22 protein-coding genes, 1 tRNA gene and 1 pseudogene are annotated in these 21,239 nt (G+C 55.1%); 14 read left to right on the top strand and 10 right to left on the bottom strand.

The features are described from left to right. Window positions 1-250 precede the first annotated feature (250 nt). Entirely contained in the window at window positions 251-829 is a 579-nt protein-coding gene (locus tag AFK63_RS15815; protein ID WP_038865266.1) for a class I SAM-dependent methyltransferase, read from the bottom strand. Beyond that, window positions 829-1,845: an HNH endonuclease domain-containing protein gene (locus AFK63_RS15810; protein WP_038865264.1), complete on the bottom strand. Its 1,017-nt coding sequence runs from the start codon at window positions 1,843-1,845 to the stop codon at window positions 829-831. The genes AFK63_RS15815 and AFK63_RS15810 overlap by 1 nt, the downstream gene beginning before the upstream one ends. 260 nt (window positions 1,846-2,105) lie before the next feature. Between AFK63_RS15810 and AFK63_RS15805 the strand changes: the two genes are divergently transcribed. The 7 genes and pseudogenes from AFK63_RS15805 to AFK63_RS15785 all read left to right on the top strand — a co-directional run bounded on the left by AFK63_RS15805 (window position 2,106) and on the right by AFK63_RS15785 (window position 4,901). Further along, window positions 2,106-2,190 (top strand) — tRNA-Leu (locus AFK63_RS15805). Window positions 2,191-2,268: 78 nt separating this feature from the next. Further along, on the top strand, window positions 2,269-2,583 hold the full coding sequence (locus AFK63_RS20710) for a helix-turn-helix domain-containing protein (protein WP_071603739.1): 315 nt from the start codon (window positions 2,269-2,271) through the stop codon (window positions 2,581-2,583). 215 nt (window positions 2,584-2,798) lie between these two features. Continuing rightward, complete coding sequence (locus tag AFK63_RS15800; protein WP_038865263.1) at window positions 2,799-3,335, top strand: hypothetical protein; 537 nt, start codon at window positions 2,799-2,801, stop codon at window positions 3,333-3,335. Continuing rightward, on the top strand, window positions 3,322-3,744 hold the full coding sequence (locus AFK63_RS15795) for a putative T6SS immunity periplasmic lipoprotein (RefSeq protein WP_038865261.1): 423 nt from the start codon (window positions 3,322-3,324) through the stop codon (window positions 3,742-3,744). The genes AFK63_RS15800 and AFK63_RS15795 overlap by 14 nt, the downstream gene beginning before the upstream one ends. 94 nt (window positions 3,745-3,838) lie before the next feature. After that, a pseudogene (locus AFK63_RS21805) lies at window positions 3,839-4,009 on the top strand (STM2901 family protein); the annotation flags it as partial. Beyond that, a complete protein-coding gene (locus AFK63_RS15790; protein WP_038865259.1) occupies window positions 4,003-4,329 on the top strand; it encodes a DUF1493 family protein in 327 nt (108 codons plus the stop codon). The pseudogene AFK63_RS21805 and the gene AFK63_RS15790, both read left to right, overlap by 7 nt. Before the next feature lie 173 nt (window positions 4,330-4,502). Next, the gene (locus tag AFK63_RS15785) at window positions 4,503-4,901 is read left to right on the top strand and encodes a putative T6SS immunity periplasmic lipoprotein (RefSeq protein WP_236613120.1); all 399 of its coding nucleotides are present in this window, start codon (window positions 4,503-4,505) and stop codon (window positions 4,899-4,901) included. Between the two features lie 67 nt (window positions 4,902-4,968). Here the strand turns inward: AFK63_RS15785 and gldA are convergent, their stop codons facing one another. From gldA to AFK63_RS15770, 4 genes are all read right to left on the bottom strand, one after another. Continuing rightward, on the bottom strand, window positions 4,969-6,072 hold the full coding sequence (gene gldA / locus AFK63_RS15780; RefSeq protein WP_038865257.1) for a bifunctional L-1,2-propanediol dehydrogenase/glycerol dehydrogenase: 1,104 nt from the start codon (window positions 6,070-6,072) through the stop codon (window positions 4,969-4,971). Window positions 6,073-6,524: 452 nt separating this feature from the next. Continuing rightward, window positions 6,525-6,776, bottom strand: coding sequence for a MarR family transcriptional regulator (locus AFK63_RS20700; protein ID WP_071603738.1), 252 nt, complete (start codon window positions 6,774-6,776; stop codon window positions 6,525-6,527). Between the two features lie 36 nt (window positions 6,777-6,812). After that, window positions 6,813-7,070, bottom strand: a complete 258-nt coding sequence (locus tag AFK63_RS15775) for a hypothetical protein (RefSeq protein WP_038865255.1) — start codon at window positions 7,068-7,070, stop codon at window positions 6,813-6,815. Next, window positions 7,064-8,104 carry a hypothetical protein gene (locus AFK63_RS15770; protein WP_038865253.1) on the bottom strand — a complete coding sequence of 347 codons (1,041 nt, stop codon included), beginning with the start codon at window positions 8,102-8,104 and terminating at the stop codon, window positions 7,064-7,066. The genes AFK63_RS15775 and AFK63_RS15770 overlap by 7 nt, the downstream gene beginning before the upstream one ends. A 640-nt stretch (window positions 8,105-8,744) precedes the next feature. Here AFK63_RS15770 and AFK63_RS15765 point away from each other — a divergent pair. Beyond that, window positions 8,745-9,239 carry a DUF2569 domain-containing protein gene (locus tag AFK63_RS15765; RefSeq protein WP_038865250.1) on the top strand — a complete coding sequence of 165 codons (495 nt, stop codon included), beginning with the start codon at window positions 8,745-8,747 and terminating at the stop codon, window positions 9,237-9,239. A gap of 6 nt (window positions 9,240-9,245) precedes the next feature. On the opposite strand, the gene AFK63_RS15760 is transcribed toward AFK63_RS15765, so the two are convergent. Both AFK63_RS15760 and AFK63_RS15755 read right to left on the bottom strand, forming a co-directional pair. Next, window positions 9,246-10,511 carry a DUF445 domain-containing protein gene (locus tag AFK63_RS15760; protein ID WP_038865248.1) on the bottom strand — a complete coding sequence of 422 codons (1,266 nt, stop codon included), beginning with the start codon at window positions 10,509-10,511 and terminating at the stop codon, window positions 9,246-9,248. A gap of 52 nt (window positions 10,512-10,563) precedes the next feature. Continuing rightward, window positions 10,564-11,982, bottom strand: coding sequence for an aminotransferase-like domain-containing protein (locus AFK63_RS15755; protein WP_038865246.1), 1,419 nt, complete (start codon window positions 11,980-11,982; stop codon window positions 10,564-10,566). A 176-nt stretch (window positions 11,983-12,158) separates the two neighbouring features. Between AFK63_RS15755 and AFK63_RS20695 the strand changes: the two genes are divergently transcribed. Beyond that, window positions 12,159-12,323, top strand: coding sequence for a DUF1127 domain-containing protein (locus AFK63_RS20695; RefSeq protein ID WP_071603737.1), 165 nt, complete (start codon window positions 12,159-12,161; stop codon window positions 12,321-12,323). Between the two features lie 28 nt (window positions 12,324-12,351). Here the strand turns inward: AFK63_RS20695 and symE are convergent, their stop codons facing one another. Then, window positions 12,352-12,723 carry an endoribonuclease SymE gene (gene symE, locus AFK63_RS15750; RefSeq protein WP_038865244.1) on the bottom strand — a complete coding sequence of 124 codons (372 nt, stop codon included), beginning with the start codon at window positions 12,721-12,723 and terminating at the stop codon, window positions 12,352-12,354. A 146-nt stretch (window positions 12,724-12,869) separates the two neighbouring features. Beyond that, the gene (locus AFK63_RS15745) at window positions 12,870-13,979 is read right to left on the bottom strand and encodes an ABC transporter ATP-binding protein (RefSeq protein ID WP_038865242.1); all 1,110 of its coding nucleotides are present in this window, start codon (window positions 13,977-13,979) and stop codon (window positions 12,870-12,872) included. A 359-nt stretch (window positions 13,980-14,338) separates the two neighbouring features. On the opposite strand from AFK63_RS15745, the gene AFK63_RS15740 reads away from it, so the two are divergent. The 5 genes from AFK63_RS15740 to AFK63_RS15720 all read left to right on the top strand — a co-directional run bounded on the left by AFK63_RS15740 (window position 14,339) and on the right by AFK63_RS15720 (window position 21,190). Next, window positions 14,339-15,574 (top strand): extracellular solute-binding protein, encoded by a 1,236-nt coding sequence (locus tag AFK63_RS15740; protein ID WP_038865240.1) that lies wholly within the window; start codon window positions 14,339-14,341, stop codon window positions 15,572-15,574. A 109-nt stretch (window positions 15,575-15,683) separates the two neighbouring features. Beyond that, window positions 15,684-16,967, top strand: coding sequence for a carbohydrate ABC transporter permease (locus tag AFK63_RS15735; protein ID WP_108695681.1), 1,284 nt, complete (start codon window positions 15,684-15,686; stop codon window positions 16,965-16,967). Window positions 16,968-16,976: 9 nt separating this feature from the next. Beyond that, on the top strand, window positions 16,977-17,828 hold the full coding sequence (locus AFK63_RS15730; RefSeq protein WP_038865231.1) for a sugar ABC transporter permease: 852 nt from the start codon (window positions 16,977-16,979) through the stop codon (window positions 17,826-17,828). Between the two features lie 4 nt (window positions 17,829-17,832). Beyond that, window positions 17,833-19,032, top strand: a complete 1,200-nt coding sequence (locus tag AFK63_RS15725) for a glycoside hydrolase family 53 protein (RefSeq protein ID WP_038865230.1) — start codon at window positions 17,833-17,835, stop codon at window positions 19,030-19,032. A 97-nt stretch (window positions 19,033-19,129) separates the two neighbouring features. Next, on the top strand, window positions 19,130-21,190 hold the full coding sequence (locus AFK63_RS15720) for a beta-galactosidase (RefSeq protein WP_053531583.1): 2,061 nt from the start codon (window positions 19,130-19,132) through the stop codon (window positions 21,188-21,190). The last annotated feature ends 49 nt before the right edge of the window (window positions 21,191-21,239 follow it).

The following is a 21,239-nucleotide window of genomic DNA, read 5'->3' as shown; positions in this document are numbered from 1 at the left end:
TTGCCGATGGCATCAATGGCATAATTAAAAAGGGTAAGAATAATAAAGAAAATATCATATATAGCGAGATATGATTTTATGTCTGTTTATTTGTGGCTGATTTTTATAGAAAGATAAAAATGACGTTTAGCGGTTTTCAGGTTATTAACCAAACCGCCTGAACCTGTTTAAAGCCTGAAATATTTTTTAGCGTGCGCAGACATTGATCCCGACGTGTGAATAGCGTCACAACCTGCGCATGAAACCGGGTTCAACGCTTTACAAGCAACCCATTCAGCCACTGCTCGCGGCGCTCTGGTCGTTTATCCTGCGTGACCCACAGCGCGAGCGGCGACAGGGCCGGAAACGCGGCCAGCAGCGCCGTCAGGCGGGTTTCGTTCATATCGGTAAAACGACGCCCCTGCTGTTCGCGCTCGCCCTCGCCATATTTAAACGAGAGATACCAGACGCCGCCGGGCCTGAGAGCATTGGAGAGCTTTTGCATGGCGCCGGGGAGTTCATCATGCGAGAGATGCAGCAGCGACGCGCAGCACCAGATGCCGTCGTAGCGTTCAACGGCGTCCACGTCGTGAAACGTCATCTCCTTTACCGGCAGGCCGCTGTGGGCGCGTGCCAGCACGACCAGCTCGCGGCAGGCATCGAACGCGTCGACGTCATAGCCCATGCGATGGAACGCGAGCGCGTCGCGCCCGGAGCCGCAGCCCGCGTCCAGAACGCGCGCGCCCGCAGGCAGGTGCGGCGTGAAGGCGGCATACAGCGAGGACATATCGACCGCGACGGTGCCGTCGAAAAAGGCCTGCGAGTGCGTCTGGTAATAGTTTTGCGTCATCAGAAAATCAGCTCCTGTTGCAGCGCGGGCTCCCACTGTTGCAGACGGTTCGCGAAGGCGGCGTTCCAGGCGTCCTGCAGGAAGGTTTTACGCAGGCGTTCATTATTACCCGTCTGGTTAATGATTGCCTCATGCAGCGGCAGACGGCTGTTGATAAAGTATTCGTTACGGGCGTGCAGCCGCGCGAGCAGCGTAAGCGTCGGGACGCGGGCGGATTTGCCGTTTTCGCCGCGGTTACAGCTGCGACAGGCGAGCACCAGATTCCAGACGCCATTCAGGTTAATGCCCGGTAGCTGTGCCGCGAGCGGCAGGAAGTGGTCGACATCGGCAAGCGTCGCGTCATGCGTCTCAAGGCTGATGGGCGCGTTGCAGTAAAAACAGTGGCCCTTCTGGTAGCCGTTCAGGCTGTTGCGACAGCTCGTCAGCGTGATGCGCGATGAGCTCAGGCGGGTGAAGAGCGTTTCCTGCTCCGCGTCGTAATGGACATCCAGCAGTTGCGGCGGCAGATTCATCTGCCAGGCTTTTTCGACCAGCCGCCAGCGCGCGTCCGTTTCCTGCGTGAGATTCGCGAACTGCGCGCTTTCCGTGAGGCGATAAAAGTCATCGGTCAGGCGGATGGCTTTATGGCCGCGCGGTTCGTTGCTGAAAAACGGCTTCGCCACAGGCCCGCCGCTCACGTTGTGAAAGGCGCTGAGCACCACGTTAAAGCCGTGCCGGACCGTGGCTTCAATCAGTTGCCCGTGAGTTATCGCCTGCTCGTTAAACTGCTGACAGGCAATGATGAACTGACCGGGGCGCTTAACGTTGAGGATTTGCTTCGGCGCTTCTTTCAGGTGAGCGCAGATATGTGCGCTGAACGGCAGCGCCAGATCTTCAAGCTTTACGAGGCTGTTCTCGCGCTTTACCTCACAGAGTGCCTGCGCCAGCGCGAATTTGTACGTGGCGAAGTTGTTTCCAAAAAGGATCACGCCGCGCCAGTAGTTTTCCGGCGTGGGATCTTTCTCGAAAAAATCCATAATTTGTCCTGTCAGGGAGCGAGGAGGGCGAGCCGCGCAAGTAGTGGAACCCGTAACGGGATCACATACCAAATGAAAGGTGATGTAAACCTGCAAATGATTGTTTTGGTGAATTTATGAGCGAGAGAGCGGCGGCAGGGCGGGAGAGCGGGCGATGCACTATGATGAAATTTTCAGCACTCAACAGGACGGCGCAAGAGCGCTGCTTGCATGGCGGGCCCTGACAGGTATAATCGCAACGTTTTCCGCATCCCTTCCGTGCCGGAGTGGCGAAATCGGTAGACGCAGTTGATTCAAAATCAACCGTAGAAATACGTGCCGGTTCGAGTCCGGCCTTCGGCACCATAAAGCGTTGCGAAAAAAGAAGCTGCCCACTGAGGCGGCTTTTTTTGTGTCTGAAACTCGGGCTTAACAAAATGTTGAATTTCCAGACACCAACCAAATACCCCATCTGTCTTTTGCAAACGCCTGAAAACGGCGCGTGAAGCGAAGGGCCTTTCTCAGAAGAAGCTTGGCATCCTGGCCGGGATAGATGAGTTCGTCGCGAGTGCACGTATCAACCGCTACGAAAAGGGCGTTCATCAGGCAAGTATCGAAATCGCCCGCAAGCTGGCGGACGCTTTAGCGGTTCCACTGGCTTACTTTTACACTGAAGATAATGAGCTTGCCGAATTGCTGCTTCGCTGGAAGCTGCTTGATCAAGACGTTAAAGATGCCATCCTGAGTCATATTAAATAAGTTTTTCAGCTGAATTAAAGCAACCCTTAATTAATTATCCGAAAATGAAAACTTCAGATTTTATCTAATGAATGAATTTTTCATTTGATTAATAAGGGATTACGACTTTTTGCGATGGTTCTTTATTGAATGAATTAATATCCCCCCCGTTACTTCTCTCTCTTGTCTGATAAATAATAAAAGCAAAATCATATTTGCGTTTCAGGGACAAGACGATGCAAAACGATGTTGAAGGATCATTACGGCTGATGACGCCTGGTGAAATTGCGATGGCGAAGCGTGTGTTTGGGCATAGCATTGTGTATAGCCGGGTATGGATTCATTGCGATAGTTATTTACCTTTTGGGTTGCAAAGTACCAGGTTTGCAATGACGCCAAACGGTGAATTGTGGTTCAGAAAAGAGAAATATGCAGCCGACTACTCAGACGTATCGGTTACTCCAGGCTCTAGACACATATTTATTCACGAGATGGGACATGTCTGGCAGCACCAGACCGGCAGATGGGTTAGATTGCGCGGGTCGTTTAACTGGGCTGATGATTATACGTACAGGCTTGATAAAGAGAAAATTACGGACTATACCCTCGAACAGCAGGCAGCAATAATCGCAGACTACTGGTTTTTATTAACCTACGGAATGAAAGTTTGGCGGGATAATCAAGGGCCAAATCGATTAGGGAATTACAGGGGAGTAGACCTTTTAAAAGATGTGCCAATGCTTTACAGGAAAATTATTTATGGACGCGGATAAGATGACTAAATATACGTTAGTTGCAATGGCATTTCTGTTAAGTGGCTGCCCAGGCCCAATGGATCCTGTCCCTGTTGAGGAGCCTGCGCAGGTCAGACTGCTCGGCAATCGGGTATGTATTACTACGCCAGCCGGTACGGGTGAAAAAATATTTTCTGTACATATAAGCAACGGGGCCGGGCAGGAGATATATAAAACTTTTAGTCGTTATGCGCAGCAGCCCGTCGTTGCTCACGGGGAGTGCCTTCCCACCTTTGGTTTTGAGTTTAATCCTGGCAACAGGTATGCGGCTTTTTATCAAACAGAAAAGAACGCTACTGAGCCGGGGAAGACGTATGCTGTGAGCTTCTCACTGGAGCAGAATGAGAATGGTAGCTTCAGGTTGACCTCATATAGGCGCAATGGCTGACTAACTATTGAGAGTCACTGACTGCGGTGTTTTTCTTTTCGCGCCACGACTATTTTCATGCCAGCCAGCCAGATTAACAACATGACCATGTACTTATACGCCGTGGACAGCGCGCCGGGTGATGGTTCGTAACATCGCCCCTTTCATTGGCCGGACGATTCCTTTGCCCGGTGTTATTATTTTGTCGGCAGATGTATCACTAATTGTTTTCTGTACGATACGCGATTACAACGCTATCGCCAGAGGAGATGACAAAATATGGTAGACAACCTCGAAAAGCAGATCTACGACCTTATTCGGCCTTACGCCGGTACGTATCTCTTCACGGGTAAGGACGTTCCGCTAACGCCGGAAACGGATTTAGATACCGATCTGCAAATAGACGAGGCGGAAATAGAAGATTTAATGGATGCCTTTTTTACCACATTTAACGTTGATCGCGCCGGGTTTACGATTAAAACCTATTTTCCTGATTCACCTTTCTCATGGAATATTTTTAAGAAACCTGAACCCATTCCAGTGCCAGATTTCACCATAGGGATGTTAATCGCCTCTGCCAGAGCAGGTCGCTGGTTGTATGATTAAACGCTAAATATGTTTATTCCATTTATCAGCGCCTTTCAGGCATAGATGCCCCTGTCGGAATCAATACATGGATAAGCTTTCATGCGCCAAACTGTCAGGGCCGGTATAGCGGAAATGACAACCTGCGTGACATACCGCGGTTGTATCGCAAAATCGTAACGGGAAGAGATTAAGTGATAAGAAAAACTGTAACGTTATTTTCGCTTTTCCTGCTGACGGGATGCCCTGGCCCAGGCGATCGCCTGCCGGATAAGGTGCCTGCGCAGGTGACGCTTTCTGGCAACAACATCTGCATTACCTACCCGGTGACGCCAGGCGACTATATTACGTCTGTCCAGATTGGTAGCGAACAGAATGATTTCGTCTATGAAGTATTTAACGATAAGCCGGTTCATCCGGCGGATGACCAGTGTTTGCCTGTCTTTGGATATCACTTCAAAGCGAACAAAAACTACACGGTATATTATGGCCTGAATAACAAAGAATACGACTTCCAGAAGCTTATTCACGCTGCATTCGTATTTCCTGAAAACCGTGCTGTGAATACCGATAAAAATAACCAGCACAAGTAATTCACAAAAATCCCCGCCGCGGCGGGGATTTTCCAGTTAACACGCTTCAAAACACGACTCGCCGCGCTTACTCCCACTCCTGCAAAAAGCGCTGGCCGTACTGGTCGGCGACCAGCAGCGCGGCATAGACCTGATCGGGCGAGACCTCACCCGGCATATTGTGAATGGTTTCGCCCTTCGCGCACGCCGCCTGCGCCACCAGGCGCATTTTGGTTTTCACATCCTCTTTAATATCGAGCTGCGCGAGCGTAATCGGCAGCCCGACGCTGTGGCACAGCGCGGCAACCGTTTCAATTTCCTCTGACGGCGCATTTTCCAGTACCAGCTGGGTGAGCGTGCCGAAGGCGACTTTCTCGCCGTGGTAGTAATGATGCGCGTCCGGAATGGCGGTAAGCCCGTTGTGGATGGCATGCGCCGCCGCGAGGCCACCGCTTTCAAAGCCGACGCCGCTGAGGTACGTGTTGGCCTCGATGATGCGTTCGAGCGCCGGGGTGACGACGTGCTGCTCAGCCGCCAGCATCGCTTTTTCTCCCTGTTCAAGCAGCGTGTTGTAGCACAGCTCTGCAAGCGTCAGCGCGGCCTGGGTGCATTTGCCGCCCGCCATGGTGGTCGCGCCGCTACGCGAGCAGGCGCGCGCTTCAAACCAGGTGGCCAGCGCATCGCCAATCCCGGCCGCCAGCAGGCGCGCCGGGGCGCCCGCCACGACCTGCGTGTCGACGATAACGATATTGGGGTTGTGCGGCAGCATCAGGTAGCGGTCAAACTCGCCGTTGTCGGTGTAGATAACGGAAAGGGCGCTGCAGGGCGCGTCGGTAGAGGCGATGGTTGGCGCGATAGCGACCGGCACCGCCATAAAGTGCGCCAGCGCTTTTGCCGTATCGAGCGTTTTACCGCCGCCGATGCCGAGCACGGCGGCACAGCGGGCGTTGTCGGCGAGCTTGCGCAGGCGGTCGATTTCATTGTGTGAGCATTCGCCGCCAAAGGGCGCGATTTCGACGTTAAGTTCGGCCTGTTTAAAACTCTGGCGCAGCGTCTCTTCTGCAAACCCGAGCACGAATTTATCGCCGACGACCAGCCAGCGTTCGGCCAGCGGTTTTAAATAGTCGCCGATGCGGGTGAGCACGCCTGCGCCCTGAATGTATTTACCGGGTGACTGAATAATACGATCCATACCATTTCTCCTTCAGAGTGAGTTAACGGATGTGTTTCCTTGTCCTGCTCAGACTTCTCAGTCCCTGACTCTACCGCCGGGTGGGTGCGCATTTGTTGCGCTACATCTAAGGAGATGCGATTGCGCCAGGCCTGCAGGCAGGGATTAAAAACGAGAAAGCGTTTTTATTAAACGTTACTGCCATCATCACTTAATTATTTGGCGCTGCGTTTTGTTGATGAAGCGCTGCAAGATATTTTATGCCGCTTTCTGAAACAGAATAGTAGTCCATACCCGCCGGGTTCGCCGGTATTATGTCGACAAATTGTGCCTGGTATAAATCATTTAAGAGACTGGCGACATTACCCACGCCTTCCATTTTCCGCCGGGTCATGGCGCGATCGAGATTATACCTGGTCCAGTTGACTTATTTTTGAGAGGCTAACAGCCTGAGAATATTTAACTCGGCATTGTCAACTGTCATGGGGTTTTCTTAATAACTGGTGACCTTGTCCTGATACACGATAACGAGGCTTTGAGGTACTCTCGTCATACACCGTATCAACCATTTCCATATTTACAAGGCGGGTAACTATATTCGCAACATTGCCAAACCCTGCAATGCCGCGGATGGCAAGAGTGCGATCCAGCATCATCCATGTCCAGGCGATGTCTTTTTCAGCCATGACTCTCAGGACATTAACTTCCGTATTTCTTAATTTCATTTCAGTGCGTCCGGACTGAACCATATGCCACTGCAGTTAAATATTTTGCTTCTGGATTTCTTTTAGAAGGCGTATGCCTTTCGCTGAAATATGGTAGCAATCCATGCCAGCAGGCGTTGAGGGTGTTATGTCGACTAATCCGGCTGCATGTAAATTCCTTACAAGCCTGGCGACGTTACCTACTCCCTCCATTTTTCGCTGTGACATGGCGCGATCAAGACTATACCAGGTCCATTTCACATCGTCTCTTGACGCTAAGAGCGTCAGGATGTTGAATTCAGTATTGTTTACCATAATGGTGCATCCGGGTGATAAAGGTCATCACCAGTTATTCTGTAATCTTCCAGTGTAGCCGTATGCGTATTATTCCATAAATCATAGGCTTTCGCATCATCGGCTGGTCTTCCAGTTTCCCAACCTAAATTGCAATAACGCTGATATTCCCGACACTCATGAGTATAGTAATTCAGATCCACCTTTTCTGCTGGTAATTCACCGTCAGCAATTTTTTTCAATCTGGCCAACATAAAATCGTTACCTGGATCGGGAGCGAATCGTGACAAATGTTTTTCCACTATTTGAACCCCCTCATGAGTGATTTCCACGCCATCCGTTGTCAGATTTTCAATCGGCCCGCCGGCCAGTTCAGGATCAAATTGTCTGCCTGATGAAATGCCTTTGGCACCAAAATACTCAAGATCCTCTACCTCAGTAAATTTCATCTTCCCCATTGTCAGCCCGACGGTAACAGACGCTGCAGCAATAAGTAACCCTTTGTTACTCATGACCTGGTTATAACCGTCGAGAGCCTGACCGCCGAGATCCTCTGCGGTTTTCCTGAACCCTTCGTTGTTACCGTTATAAATACCACCTGCGGCCAGAAGCCTGCCTGCACCTTCGCTATTGATCGTTTTTGTGACCTCGGCATGTTCTGTGGGGGCTGCGGGCGTCACGGGTTTTAACTGATGCGATATCAGGTAATTGAGCCGGGAGTAAAGAAACAAAGGAAGGTCATGTTGCAGGCTTCCGGAGGATGTCAGAACGCCGGTAATCGTATTTTCGAGGAGACTTTTTCTCAGCAAAACGACCTTACCGGATTTGATATCGGCAAGCACATCCCTGTACGCCATCCACGGATATTGATGATGGATTTGTCGACAGGGATTGACGAACTCGCTATAGCCTAAGGGCAGATCCCACTCGCTGATGAGCCGGTTTTGCTGCGCGGTAAAGGCAAGCTCATGCGCTGCTGAATTCGGATGAAGAATATGGAGAATATCCTCGTAACGAAGATTGTCAATTGATCTTGCCTGATAGCGATGAAGCATAATATTCCTTTAACACCACCGTAGCGGACCATGAAAATAACTAAATGTAAGAGATCCTCTCGATGCTCAATACTCATCTGGTATGAATAGCCGCCTTTTATTTCTAAATGGGTAATTAAAGAGGTTTTATTATGGCGGTGAGCAAGTCCTGGTGTCTCGAAGAAAGATACTCCTGATTTTCTTATCTTGAAAATAGAAAGTGATGAGATGGCATCAGTTTGAAATGCATTCCTTTGAATTCTGATGTTATATTATGAGTTTCGTTAAAGCGTTCAATGAACAGATGGTTGATGGCTTAACTGATTGAATAAATTAAAATTTGCGCGCTTTTAATTTCAAGCGATACATTGCTACGCATAATCAATTACAGTAATTTCTAATCCTTTTTCTGAATTTAATATTCACACCAGAAAAGCAGCCAAATTGACTACAGGTAAGAGCCGAACGTCTACTGAATCCTGCTTCCTTAACCCTTACCTTATCACTTACGCGCAGAAATAATGATGGCACGATGCCCATCCATTAACCAATCCACGCATTAATCCCCTTCGCCACGCTCTTCGCTTGCGTTATGCTACCCGTAGTCTCTCATTATTACGTCGCGATTTTTTGATTTAAGTGAAATTAACAGGGAAAGAAAATGAAGTGTATCCAGTGCAATGAAAATGAGCCAAACAAAGCGTCGGGGTTATGCCACGCATGCGAAGAAACTGAAGCCTGTAAAATTAACGGGTTGCTGTATCTGCCAGCCGCCGGGCTTATTTTCAGCCTTATTTTTTTGCCGGTAGAGCTGTTTGACCTGGTCAGCGCGATAAGTGAATATTTCAGCCGCTCGGGCATTATTACGTGGTATGCCGCAGGCGCGGTAGCGTTGCTATTTGCGCTTATTGGCATCACGGCGTATGCAAGCTGGCAGTTCTTTCAGCGTAAACGCCAGACGCGCCGCGCGATGGTCATCTACTATCTGGCAGGTGTGGTGAGCGCGCTGTGGTTCGCCGTGCTGCCAGTGAGTCTGTTCGGCGCGGCCTGGGATAACGCCAGCATCCGCAGCGTACTGACGGCGGTCATCGGCGTCACGTGCTGGCTCCCGTACTTTTTGAAATCGCCGCGCATCGGTCAGGTGTTCGTGCGCTAAGCAGGCTTACAGCAGATGCGGTATCTGCGACAGCAAATACAGCACCAGCCCGATGGTGCCGCCGACCAGCGTGCCGTTGATGCGGATAAACTGTAAATCTTTGCCGATGTTTAGCTCTATCTGCTGCGACATCTCGCGCGCGTCCCAGCTCTTCACTGTGTCGCTGATATGGCGCGTGAGGAATGTCGCGAACTCCGGCGCGACGCTGGTGGCGGCCTGTTCGAGATGCTCATTGAACGAGGCGCGCAGGGCGTCGTCGTTCATCAGCGATTCGCCGAACCACTGTCCTGCATCGGCGATACGCTGGCGCGTGCGGGAATCTTCGGCCTGCATGTCGTTCTTCAGCCAGCCGCGCAGGTCGCCCCACAGCTCTGCAAGGTAGCGGTTAAATGCCTCGTCCTCTTTCAGGTACGCTTTGATGCCATCGGCGCGGGCGGCCATCTCCGGGTCGCTTTTCAGTTTTTCAATAAACTCGACGGTGATGCGGTCAAAGGCGAGGCGTAGCTGGTGCGCCTGATCGTGGCTGATGTCGTCGAGCATCGAATTGACGGCGCTGGAAACCAGTTCGGCGCTGTGTTCGCCAAGCCACTCGGTCGGCAGAATTTTCGCCTTGCGCGGATGCTCGGTCTGTAACCAGTGGACAATCTGGCGGGCGATAAAGTCGCGCGTGCTCTGCTTTTGTACCAGACGAATTAACCTGCCGATGAGCGCGTCCAGCAGCACCTGATGTCGGTTGTTTTTGGTCATGCTCTCCAGCATCAGCGCGCTGGTCTGGGTGAGGTCGACCTTATCTATCGCCTTATGTACCGCCCGCTTTAACAGGCCCTGAATGCGGCTGTCGTCGGTCAGCTCCAGAAAGCCGCTCATCACCTGTACCAGGTTCTGGCCCACGCGCTGCGCGTTCGCGGGCTGGCTGAGCCACTGGCCCAGCAGCTGCGCCGGTTCATGGCGACGGATAAGCGCCACCAGCGAGTCGGTATCGAGGAATTTCTCCTGGACAAACTGCCCGAGGTTTTCGCCGATGCGGTCTTTCTTGCGCGGAATAATCGCGGTGTGGCGCGAGATAAACGGGATAGGCACCCGGCGAAACAGCGCCACTACGGCGAACCAGTCCGCCAGCGCGCCGACCATCGCCGCCTCTGCGATGGCCTTAACGCCGCTGACCCAGAAGCCGGGCGGCAGAAACAGCGTGGTGACAAAGGTGGCCGCTGCCGTCAGCAGCAGCGCGAGCGCAATACGCTTGGCGCGCTTAAGTTCAGCTAATTTTTCCATGCGTTAAGCATATAACCCGTCAGGATGTTGCGACAGGAGATTTATCCAAAGCTTAGCTCTCTTCCATCGCATGATGCAGCGCCTCGCCGACCTGCTTCAGCGCCTGCTGGTGACGCTCGCTTGTCGGTAGCGCGCAGTTGATGCGCAGGCAGTTGCGGTATTTGCCCGAGGCGGAAAAGAGCGAGCCGGGGGCCACGCGGATCTTCAGGCGCGTGAGCTGGCGCGCGACACAGACCATATCGACGCTCTCCGGCAGCTCTATCCAGAGCATAAACCCGCCTTTAGGCCGCGTGACGTAAATTCCGCACGGGAAGTATTCGCGCACCCAGCAGGTGTAGATCTCCATCTGCCGCTGATAGTGCAGCCGCATACGGCGCAGATGCCGGTGATAGTGACCTTCGCGGATAAACGCCGCCACCGCAAGTTGTGTCGCGGGCACGTTGGTGCCGCTGGCGGCATATTTCATTTGCAGCACGCGTTCGCGATAGCGCCCTGGCGCTATCCAGCCGACCCGCAGGCCGGGGGCGAGCGTTTTCGTAAATGAGCTGCACAGTATGACGCGCCCGTCGATATCCCAGGATTTTATGGTGCGGGGCCGTGGATAATCGATGGCGAGCTCGCCGTAGATATCATCTTCAAAAATCACAATGTCGTGGCGCTGAGCGAGCGCCAGCACCGCGCGTTTGCGTGGCTCGGGCATGATAAAACCGAGCGGGTTATTGCAGTTCGGCACCAGGATCACGCCTTTAATCGGCCACTGTTCCAGCGCCAGTTCCAGCGCTTCGACGCTGATGCCGGTCTGCGAATCGGTCGGTATTTCAATCGCTTTGATATCAAAGCTTCGCAGCAGTTGCATGGTGCCGTAATAACAGGGCGATTCCACGGCAACGATGTCGCCGGGCTTGCAGACCGCCAGCAGGGCGACGGAGAGCGCATTGTGGCAACCGCTGGTGATGATAAGCTCATCGGCGGTGATATTCGCGCCGCCATCCAGCATCAGGCGCGCTATCTGCTGGCGCAGCTCCAGCCTGCCCGCGAGATCGTCATAGCTGAACACCTCCTGAAGATTATGCTGCACCACGCGGCTCATCTCCCGCCACAGCGGTTTGAGCGTGGGCTGCGAGATATCCGGCGCGCCGCCGCCGAACGTCGTCAGGCTTTTATCACCGCGTCCGTCCAGCAGCATCATTACTTCATCCCACTGGGTGACTTCAACCGGTCGCTGTACCGGGCGTGTCATCGCGGGCACCGGCGGCTGCATTTTGCGCGGCGCGACAAAATACCCCGAACGCGGGCGCGGCACGATGAGCTGCTGGTTTTCCAGCACCTGGTATGCCTGCTGCACCGTGCTGATGCTCACGCCATGCTCCTGGCTCAGGCTGCGTACCGACGGCAGTTTTTCTCCGTGGCGATAAAGGCCCTGCTCGATACGCTCCGCCAGCAGGCTGGCCAGATGCTGATAACGCGTCATGCTGTATGCTCCATTAATACAGTACAGATACTTAAACCAGTACAGATAACGGCAGAATACGCCTTTCAGCCGCCTGTGTCGCTATTCTGTATGGTCAAAAAAGATATTCTCTGAATCTGTATTGCAACCGGCGATCGCGACCATCATAAGGCTCTGCGTTAAACAGGAGAGCGACGATGGAATTTCATGAGAACCGACCCCGCCGGCCGTTTATCGGCTTTACGCTGTTGTGGCGCGCCTGGAAAGCCTGGCGGCTGCGCGCCCGCACGCGTCAGGTACTGACCCGAATGAGCGACGAGCAGCTGCGCGATGTCGGGCTGCGACGTGATGACATGCGCTAAACCTGCGACGCGGCGGCTGCGCGCGCGTTCATTCTGCCTTTTTACGCTTACTGGCGACGACGTCGATAAACTCCTGCACCTGCTGCTGCTTGCGGGCAGACAACTTGCAAACGCGGCGCAGGGATTTCATCACCGGTGGCTCTTCTGGCTCCGGCGGGCGCGCCGTAATAACAATACAGCCAGGCATCACCCTTACGTCGGCGTCGGTGCCGGTAGGGAACCCTGCTTCTTCCAGCCACCGACCGCGCAGGGTGAGCGCCGCCAGATTCACCCCGTCGTGAAAACGACTGGCGTAGCTCACGCGAATGCGGCGCGGCTCTGGCAGCTCGACGGGCGCAGGCGCGGGTTGCGCGGGGGCACTGGTGAAGGGATTGGTAACGGATAACGATAATGTCGACATGGTTCCTCCTTAAACGGATGACAGGTCAGCGCGTAAATCACTGGTATTATATACAGTAATCAGGGGAGGGGATCTTTGTGAAATCCGAAAAGCGGGGCGTAAAGGCAGGAAAACACCGGCCCGTTGCGGGCCGATGCGGAGCGTGATTAATGCGCGTGCGGCACGTCCGTCTGCGCGCTGATGCGCAGGCCGTCTGCGTCAAACACCATACAGTCGCGCGGGCTGAAGCCCACCTCGACAGCCTGCCACGGGCGAAAATGCACGTCGCCGGGCAGCAAAATCTTCACATTGTCATGCCCGTAACACTGACCGAACAGATAGGTGTTGTTGCCGAGCCGTTCCACCACCTCGCAGTTAAAGGTGAGGGTGACGTCTGCCTGCGCGTTAGTCGAGAGATGCTCCGGGCGAATACCGAGCGTGACGGCATCGCCGGGCTTCAGCGGCGCGGTATCGAGCGCCAGACGCAGCGTTTTACCCTGCGAGAGCGTCACGTCCAGCGCGCCTTTTTCCCAGTGCGCGACGGTCGCGGGCAGAAAATTCATCTTCGGCGAGCCGATAAATCCGGCCACGAATTTATTCACCGGGTTGTAGTAGAGCTCCATCGGCGAGCCCATTTGCTCCACTTTGCCGTAGTTCATCACCACGATTTTATCGGCGAGCGTCATCGCCTCGACCTGATCGTGGGTGACATAAACCATCGTGGTTTTCATCTCCTGATGCAGCCTTGCGATATGCAGGCGCATCTCCACGCGCAGTTCGGCGTCAAGGTTTGAAAGCGGCTCGTCGAACATAAACACCTGCGGGTTACGCACAATCGCGCGGCCAATCGCCACGCGCTGACGCTGACCGCCGGAAAGCTGCTTCGGTTTGCGATCCAGCAGGTGCGAGAGTTGCAGCGTTTTCGCCACCATCTCCACCTGATGACGAATCTGATCTTTCGGCACTTTGTTGACCTTCAGCCCGTAGCCCATGTTCTCCGCCACCGTCATATGCGGGTAGAGCGCGTAGGACTGAAACACCATCGCCACGCCGCGGTGCGCGGGCGCCACGTCGTTCATGACTTCATCGCCGATCAGCACTTCGCCGTCGCTCACCTCTTCCAGGCCCGCGATCATGCGCAGCAGCGTGGACTTTCCGCAACCGGACGGCCCGACGAACACCGCAAATTCGCCATCGGCAATATCGAGATTGATATTGTGCAGGGTTTCGGTTTTCCCGAACCGTTTGGTGACATTCCTCAGTCTTATGCTGGACATCAGGGTTCCTCGAAAGTGTAAGCCGTGGTGGCCGCTGGCGTGACAGACGGGCGCTGAACTTCTTTTTGTATTACGTGTAACAATTCAGCGGAATGATGCGCAACGGCTTTAAATCAGTGCCATGACTATAACTTCCCCGGATTTCGCCCCCTATCGCCGCTTTTCATTTCTGTAATGACGATCACACAACGCACAGTTTTTTGTAGAGTTATCAGGGTTGGCAGCGTAGCGTATAACAAAATGAACTCTCGCTAAGCTGTCCTTCTCAGGCTGCGTGGTGACAGCGATCGGGTTTTAAAACAGAACGACCACATTCAATAAAAACCGCCTGTTTGTTATACCTTCACATGAGGTTGATAATGAAAAAGAACATACTTACCGCCCTGGTGCTTTCCGCCCTGATGACCGGCTCGCTGACCAGCGCCAGCGTCCAGGCGGCGGCCCGACAGCTTAACGTCTGGGAAGACATTAAAAAATCCGCCGGAATTAAGGATGCCGTGGCGGATTTTGAAAAGCAGTACGACGTGAAAGTGAATATGCAGGAGATGCCGTTCGCCCAGCAGCTTGAAAAGCTGCGCCTCGATGGCCCGGCGGGGATCGGCCCGGATGTGCTGGTGATCCCAAACGATCAGCTGGGCGGCGCGGTGGTGCAGGGGCTGTTAACGCCGCTCAGCATCGATAAAAAACAGACCGACGCGTTTACGCCGTCTTCCATCGCCGCGTTCCGCATGGATAACGCGCAGTACGGCGTGCCGAAAGCCGTCGAAACGCTGGTGCTTATCTACAACAAAGATTTGGTCGAAAAACCGTTCGACAGCCTGCAAGCCTGGTATGACTTCTCTAAAGCGCAGCGCGCGAAGAACCAGTACGGCCTGCTCGCCAAGTTTGACCAGATCTACTACAGCTGGGGCGCTATCGGCCCGATGGGCGGCTACATCTTCGGTAAAAACGACAAAGGCGGGTTCAATGCCACCGATGTGGGCCTGAACAAACCCGGCGCGGTGGGAGCCGTCACCTTCCTGAAAAAATTCTACGCCGACGGAGTCTTTCCGGCGGGCATCATCGGTGATAACGGCCTGAACGCCATTGATTCGCTGTTTACCGAGAAAAAAGCGGCGGCGGTGATTAACGGCCCGTGGGCGTTCCAGCCTTACGAAGCCGCTGGCATTAACTACGGCGTGGCCCCGCTGCCGACGCTGCCGGACGGCAAGCCGATGAGCTCGTTCCTCGGCGTGAAAGGTTATGTCGTCTCCACCTGGAGCAAAGACAAAGCGCTGGCGCAGCAGTTTATCGAGTTTATCAACCAGCCGAAGTACGTGAAAACGCGCTACATCGCGACCCGTGAGATCCCGCCGCTGGTGTCGCTGATGGAAGATCCTGTGATTAAAGACGATCAGAAAGCGAGCGCCGTCGCGGTACAGGCGGCCCGCGCCAGCGCGATGCCGGGCATTCCTGAAATGGGTGAAGTCTGGGCGCCGGCCAACGCCGCGCTGGAGCTGAGCGTCACCGGCAAGCAGGAGCCGAAAACCGCGCTCGATAACGCGGTGAAACAGATAACCATGCAGATAGAAGCGATGCAGGCCAGTAATCAGTAAGCCGTACCTGGCGGCGCCTGCGGGCGTCGCCGGATGAACAGTCAAAAGCGGGAGGGGCGCCTCCCGTTTTCAGAAGGAGCCGTGTGTGATTATCAGTCCCAGCGAAAAGATGCCCGTTGCCAGAGGGGCGGGCCGACACGCCTGGTGCGCGCTGCTCTGCGCTCTGCTGCCGGGCGTGGGCCAGTTTTATAACCGTCAGTGGCTAAAAGGCGTCACCTTCCTGGTGCTGCTGGCAAGCTTTCTCGGGGTGTTTCACGATTTCCTGCGTGTCGGGCTGTGGGGGCTCTACACGCTGGGTGAAGAGGTGCCGCGCGATAACTCCATCTTCCTGCTGGCGGAAGGCATTCTGAGCCTGCTTGTCGTGGGCTTTGGGGTGACGGTCTATTACTTCTCGCTGCGCGATGCCTGGGTGAACGGCAAGCGACGCGACGAGGGGCTGACGCTCAGCAGCGTGCGCAAACAGTATCAGCTGCTGCTCTCGGACGGCTTTCCGTATCTGATGATTGCGCCCGGCTTTATCCTGCTGGTGTTTCTGGTGGTATTCCCGATCCTGTTTGGGTTTGCGATAGCCTTCACCAACTACAACCTCTACCACACGCCGCCTGCAAAGCTGGTGGACTGGGTGGGCTTGAAGAATTTCGTCAATATTTTCACGCTCTCCATCTGGCGCTCGACATTCTTTGACGTGTTGCAATGGACGGTGGTCTGGACGCTGCTCGCCACTACGTTCCAGTGCACCGTAGGCGTGCTGCTGGCGATTCTGGTAAACCAGAAAGATCTGCGCTTCAAGCCGCTTATCCGCACCATTTTCATTCTGCCGTGGGCGGTGCCGGGCTTTGTCACCATTCTGGTGTTCGCCGGGATGTTTAACGACAGCTTCGGGGTGATTAACAACGCGATCCTGGCGTTTTTTAACATCGCGCCGAAACCCTGGATGACCGATCCGTTCTGGACCAAAACCGCGCTCATTATGATGCAGACCTGGCTCGGCTTCCCGTTTGTGTTCGCGATGACCACCGGCGTGTTGCAGGCGATCCCGGACGATTTGTATGAAGCGGCGAAGATGGACGGCGCCAGCACCTGGACGCGTCTGCGCACCATTACGCTGCCGCTGGTGCTCTACGCGATTGCGCCCATCATCATCACGCAATACACGTTCAACTTTAACAACTTCAACATCATCTATCTGTTTAACAACGGCGGCCCTGCGGTGGCCGGCTCGAACGCAGGCGGCACCGATATTCTGGTCTCCTGGATCTACAAGCTGACGATGTCTTCGTCCCAGTACGCCATCGCCGCGACGATAACCATTCTGCTCTCCATTTTTGTGGTAGGGCTGGCGCTGTGGCAGTTCCGCGCCACGAAGTCGTTCAAAAATGACGAGACGGCATAAGGAGACGTCATGGCCAAAAGACAAAGCATGAAACAGGAAAAGTGGCTGCGGCTCTCGCTCTCGTGGCTACTGATCCTGACCGTGAGCGTGATTATTATTTATCCGCTGATCTGGACCATCGGCGCGTCGCTGAATGCGGGCAACAGCCTGCTCAGCAGTTCAATAATCCCGGAAAACCTGTCGTTCCAGCATTATGCGGATCTCTTTAACGGCCAGGTGAATTACCTCACCTGGTACTGGAACTCGATGAAGATAAGCTTTATGACGATGGTGCTGACGCTTATCAGCGTTAGCTTCACCGCCTACGCGTTCTCGCGCTTTCGCTTTAAAGGACGCCAGAACGGGCTGATGCTGTTCCTGCTGTTGCAGATGATCCCGCAGTTCTCGGCGCTGATTGCCATTTTCGTGCTCTCACAACTGCTCGGGCTGATTAACAGTCATCTGGCGCTGGTGCTGATCTACGTCGCCGGGATGATCCCGATGAATACGTATCTGATGAAGGGCTATCTCGACGCGATCCCAAAAGATCTCGACGAATCCGCGCGCATGGACGGCGCCAGCAATTTCCGCATTTTCATCGAAATCATCATGCCGCTCTCGAAACCCATCGTGGCGGTGGTGGCGCTGTTCTCCTTCACCGGGCCGCTCGGCGATTTCATTCTCTCAAGCACGATTCTGCGCACGCCGGATAAATACACGCTGCCTATCGGGCTCTATAACCTGGTGGCGCAGAAGATGGGCGCGAGCTACACCACCTACGCCGCAGGCGCAGTGCTGATTGCCGTACCCGTCGCCATTCTCTACCTGGCCTTACAGAAATACTTCGTCTCCGGCCTGACCTCCGGCAGTACCAAAGGATAATCTGATGAAACTGTGTAAACCCGCACTGCTTGCCGCCTCGCTGGCCTGCTGTTTTTCCGCTTTCGCCGCCAGTACGACGCAGATAACGCCGAAGCCGCTCTCTCTCCCGGCCGATTTTATTAAGGGCGCGGATATCTCCACGCTGCCGGAGCTGGAGCGCCAGGGCGCGACGTTCTACGATGCGAACCACAAACCGCAGGACGCGCTGACTATTCTGCGTGAGAACGGCGTCAACTACGTGCGTCTGCGCCTGTGGGTCGACCCAAAAGACAGCGCGGGCGCGCCTTACGGCGGCGGCACCAACGATCTCGCTACGACGCTTGCGCTGGCCAAACGTGTTAAAGCGCAGGGCATGCGGCTGCTGCTCGATTTCCACTACAGCGATTTCTGGACCGATCCGGGCAAACAGTTCAAGCCGAAAGCCTGGGAAAACCAGAATTACGACCAGCTCAAAACCACGATCCATGACTACACCCGCGACACGATCGCTGCATTTAAAAAGGCGGGCGTGCTGCCGGATATGGTGCAGATCGGCAATGAAATCAACGGCGGCATCCTGTGGCCGGAAGGCAAAAGCTGGGGGCAGGGCGGCGGCGAGTTTGACCGTCTCGCGGGCCTGCTAAACGCGGCCATCAGCGGCCTGCGTGAAAATCTCACCCAGGGCGAGCAGGTGAAAATCATGCTGCATCTGGCCGAAGGCACCAAAAACGACACCTTCCGCTGGTGGTTCGATGAAATCACCAAACGTCAGGTGCCGTTCGATGTCATCGGGCTGTCGATGTACACCTACTGGAACGGCCCCATCAGCGCGCTCAAAGCCAATATGGACGACATCAGCAAGCGCTACGACAAAGACGTGATCGTGGTGGAAGCTGCCTATGCGTACACGCTGGAGAACTGCGATAACGCCGAAAACAGCTTCCAGCAGAAAGAAGAAAAAGATGGCGGCTACCCGGCGACGGTACAGGGCCAGTACGACTACGTGCATGACCTGATGCAGAGCGTGGCGAATGTCGAGAACCATCGCGGCAAAGGCATTTTCTACTGGGAACCGGCCTGGATTGCCGTGCCCGGCAACACCTGGGCGACGCCGGCGGGCATGAAGTATATCCACGACGAATGGAAAACCGGCAACGCCCGCGAAAACCAGGCGTTTTTCGACTGCCACGGGCAGGTTCTGCCCTCGGTGAACGTCTTTAACTAATCCTTATTATTCCCTTTATACCCCGATGCATTGACCCGGCAGGCCATGACGCCTGCCGGGGGAAACCGGACGGGTATGCGGTATCAGGAAGCTTAACATGAACAAATTTGCGCCTTTAAGTCCGAAGGTCAGCGCCCTTTTGCACGGCGCGGACTACAACCCGGAGCAGTGGGAACACTATCCCGGCACCGTTGAGAGCGATATCGCCATGATGCAGCAGGCGAAATGCAACGTCATGTCGGTCGGCATTTTCAGCTGGGCGAAGCTTGAGCCGGAAGAGGGCGTGTTCCGCTTCGAGTGGCTCGATGAGATTATCGACAAGCTCTATCAGGGCGGCGTGCATGTCTTCCTCGCCACGCCGAGCGGCGCGCGTCCTGCATGGATGTCGCAGAAATACCCGCAGGTGCTGCGCGTCGGGCGCGACCGCGTACCGGCGCTGCACGGCGGTCGCCATAACCACTGCATGAGCTCGCCGGTCTATCGGGAAAAAACCGCGACCATCAACCGCCTGCTGGCGGAGCGTTACGCGCACCATCCGGCGGTGCTCGGCTGGCATATCTCTAACGAATATGGCGGCGAATGCCACTGCGGGTTGTGCCAGGAGAATTTCCGCGGCTGGCTGAAGGCGCGCTACGGCACGCTCGACAAACTCAACGAGGCCTGGTGGAGCACCTTCTGGAGCCACACCTTTACCGACTGGTCGCAGATTGAATCCCCGGCGCCGCAGGGCGAAAACTCCATTCACGGCCTGAATCTGGACTGGCGGCGCTTTAACACCGCGCAGGTGACCGATTTCTGCCGTCACGAACTGGCCCCGCTAAAGGCGGTGAACCCGGAATTACCTGCGACCACTAACTTCATGGAGTATTTCTACGATTACGACTACTGGCAGCTTGCCGAACCGCTCGATTTTATCTCCTGGGACAGCTACCCAATGTGGCACCGCGATAAAGACGAAACCGAGCTCGCCTGCTACACGGCCATGTATCACGACCTGATGCGCACCTTAAAACAAGGCAAACCGTTTGTGCTGATGGAGTCGACGCCGGGCACCACCAACTGGCAGCCCACCAGCAAACTGAAAAAGCCGGGGATGCATATTCTCTCTTCACTCCAGGCGGTGGCGCACGGCGCGGATTCTGTGCAGTACTTCCAGTGGCGTAAAAGCCGCGGCTCGGTAGAGAAATTCCACGGCGCGGTGGTGGATCATGTCGGCCATATCGACACCCGCATCGGGCGCGAAGTGGCGCAGCTTGGCGATATCTTAAGCCAGCTCGATCCGGTGGTCGGCGCGCGGGTGGACGCGCAGATGGCGGTGATTTTCGACTGGGAAAGCCGCTGGGCGATGGACGACGCGCAGGGCCCGCGCAACCTGGGGCTGGAGTATGAAAAGACGGTCGCAGAACACTACCGGCCTTTCTGGGAGCAGGGGATCGCGGTCGATATCATCAACGCCGACGCCGATCTCAGCCGCTATAAACTCGTTATCGCCCCGATGCTCTATATGGTGCGCGACGGGTTCGCGCAGCGCGTTGAGGCATTTGTCGAACAGGGCGGCCACTTTGTGACGACCTACTGGAGCGGCATCGTTAACGACACCGATCTCTGCCATCTGGGCGGGTTCCCCGGCCCGCTGCGTAAGCTGCTGGGCATCTGGGCCGAAGAGATAGACTGCCTTGCCGAAGGCGAACGCAATCTGATTCAGGGGCTGGCGGGCAATGAAGCGGGGCTACAGGGGCCGTATCAGGTGCGCCATCTGTGCGATCTGATCCACACCGAAGGCGCGACGGCGCTTGCGACGTATCGCGATGATTTCTACGCCGGACGCGCGGCGGTGACCGTTAACGCGTTTGGCGCGGGCAAGGCCTGGTATGTGGCCTCGCGTAACGACCTCGCCTTCCAGCGCGATTTCTTCGCCAACATTATTAACGAGCTGTCGCTGCCACGCGCGCTGGAGGCGGACTTCCCGCCAGGCGTCACGGCGCACGCCCGTCAGGATGGCGAATCGGCGTTTATTTTCGTTGAAAACTACACCGGCGCGCCGCAGTCGGTGACGCTGCCGGAGGGCTGCGCCGATATGCTGACCGGCGACGCCGTCAGCGGCAAGCTGCCGCTCGCCCCGTGGGGGTGCCGCATTCTGCGCCGCCGCCTCGCCTGAAACCTCTCCCTGCGCGCCCGTTCAGCCGAACGGGCGCTTTTTTATTCTC

This window comes from Cronobacter muytjensii ATCC 51329, from assembly GCF_001277195.1.
Lineage (GTDB): Bacteria > Pseudomonadota > Gammaproteobacteria > Enterobacterales > Enterobacteriaceae > Cronobacter > Cronobacter muytjensii.
This window is presented reverse-complemented; position numbering and strand designations above follow the sequence as displayed.

Coding starts and splice junctions, on each gene's coding strand:
- AFK63_RS15755 (WP_038865246.1), bottom strand. CDS start 11,982: ATGACGCGTTATCAGCATCTGGCCAGCCTGCTGGCGGAGCGTATCGAG.
- AFK63_RS15790 (WP_038865259.1), top strand. CDS start 4,003: ATGGTAGACAACCTCGAAAAGCAGATCTACGACCTTATTCGGCCTTAC.
- AFK63_RS15765 (WP_038865250.1), top strand. CDS start 8,745: ATGAAGTGTATCCAGTGCAATGAAAATGAGCCAAACAAAGCGTCGGGG.
- AFK63_RS15770 (WP_038865253.1), bottom strand. CDS start 8,104: ATGCTTCATCGCTATCAGGCAAGATCAATTGACAATCTTCGTTACGAG.
- AFK63_RS20700 (WP_071603738.1), bottom strand. CDS start 6,776: ATGAAATTAAGAAATACGGAAGTTAATGTCCTGAGAGTCATGGCTGAA.
- AFK63_RS15795 (WP_038865261.1), top strand. CDS start 3,322: ATGGACGCGGATAAGATGACTAAATATACGTTAGTTGCAATGGCATTT.
- AFK63_RS15730 (WP_038865231.1), top strand. CDS start 16,977: ATGGCCAAAAGACAAAGCATGAAACAGGAAAAGTGGCTGCGGCTCTCG.
- symE (WP_038865244.1), bottom strand. CDS start 12,723: ATGTCGACATTATCGTTATCCGTTACCAATCCCTTCACCAGTGCCCCC.
- gldA (WP_038865257.1), bottom strand. CDS start 6,072: ATGGATCGTATTATTCAGTCACCCGGTAAATACATTCAGGGCGCAGGC.
- AFK63_RS15775 (WP_038865255.1), bottom strand. CDS start 7,070: ATGGTAAACAATACTGAATTCAACATCCTGACGCTCTTAGCGTCAAGA.
- AFK63_RS15735 (WP_108695681.1), top strand. CDS start 15,684: ATGCCCGTTGCCAGAGGGGCGGGCCGACACGCCTGGTGCGCGCTGCTC.
- AFK63_RS15815 (WP_038865266.1), bottom strand. CDS start 829: ATGACGCAAAACTATTACCAGACGCACTCGCAGGCCTTTTTCGACGGC.
- AFK63_RS15725 (WP_038865230.1), top strand. CDS start 17,833: ATGAAACTGTGTAAACCCGCACTGCTTGCCGCCTCGCTGGCCTGCTGT.
- AFK63_RS15800 (WP_038865263.1), top strand. CDS start 2,799: ATGCAAAACGATGTTGAAGGATCATTACGGCTGATGACGCCTGGTGAA.
- AFK63_RS15745 (WP_038865242.1), bottom strand. CDS start 13,979: ATGTCCAGCATAAGACTGAGGAATGTCACCAAACGGTTCGGGAAAACC.
- AFK63_RS15760 (WP_038865248.1), bottom strand. CDS start 10,511: ATGGAAAAATTAGCTGAACTTAAGCGCGCCAAGCGTATTGCGCTCGCG.
- AFK63_RS20695 (WP_071603737.1), top strand. CDS start 12,159: ATGGAATTTCATGAGAACCGACCCCGCCGGCCGTTTATCGGCTTTACG.
- AFK63_RS15740 (WP_038865240.1), top strand. CDS start 14,339: ATGAAAAAGAACATACTTACCGCCCTGGTGCTTTCCGCCCTGATGACC.
- AFK63_RS15810 (WP_038865264.1), bottom strand. CDS start 1,845: ATGGATTTTTTCGAGAAAGATCCCACGCCGGAAAACTACTGGCGCGGC.
- AFK63_RS15720 (WP_053531583.1), top strand. CDS start 19,130: ATGAACAAATTTGCGCCTTTAAGTCCGAAGGTCAGCGCCCTTTTGCAC.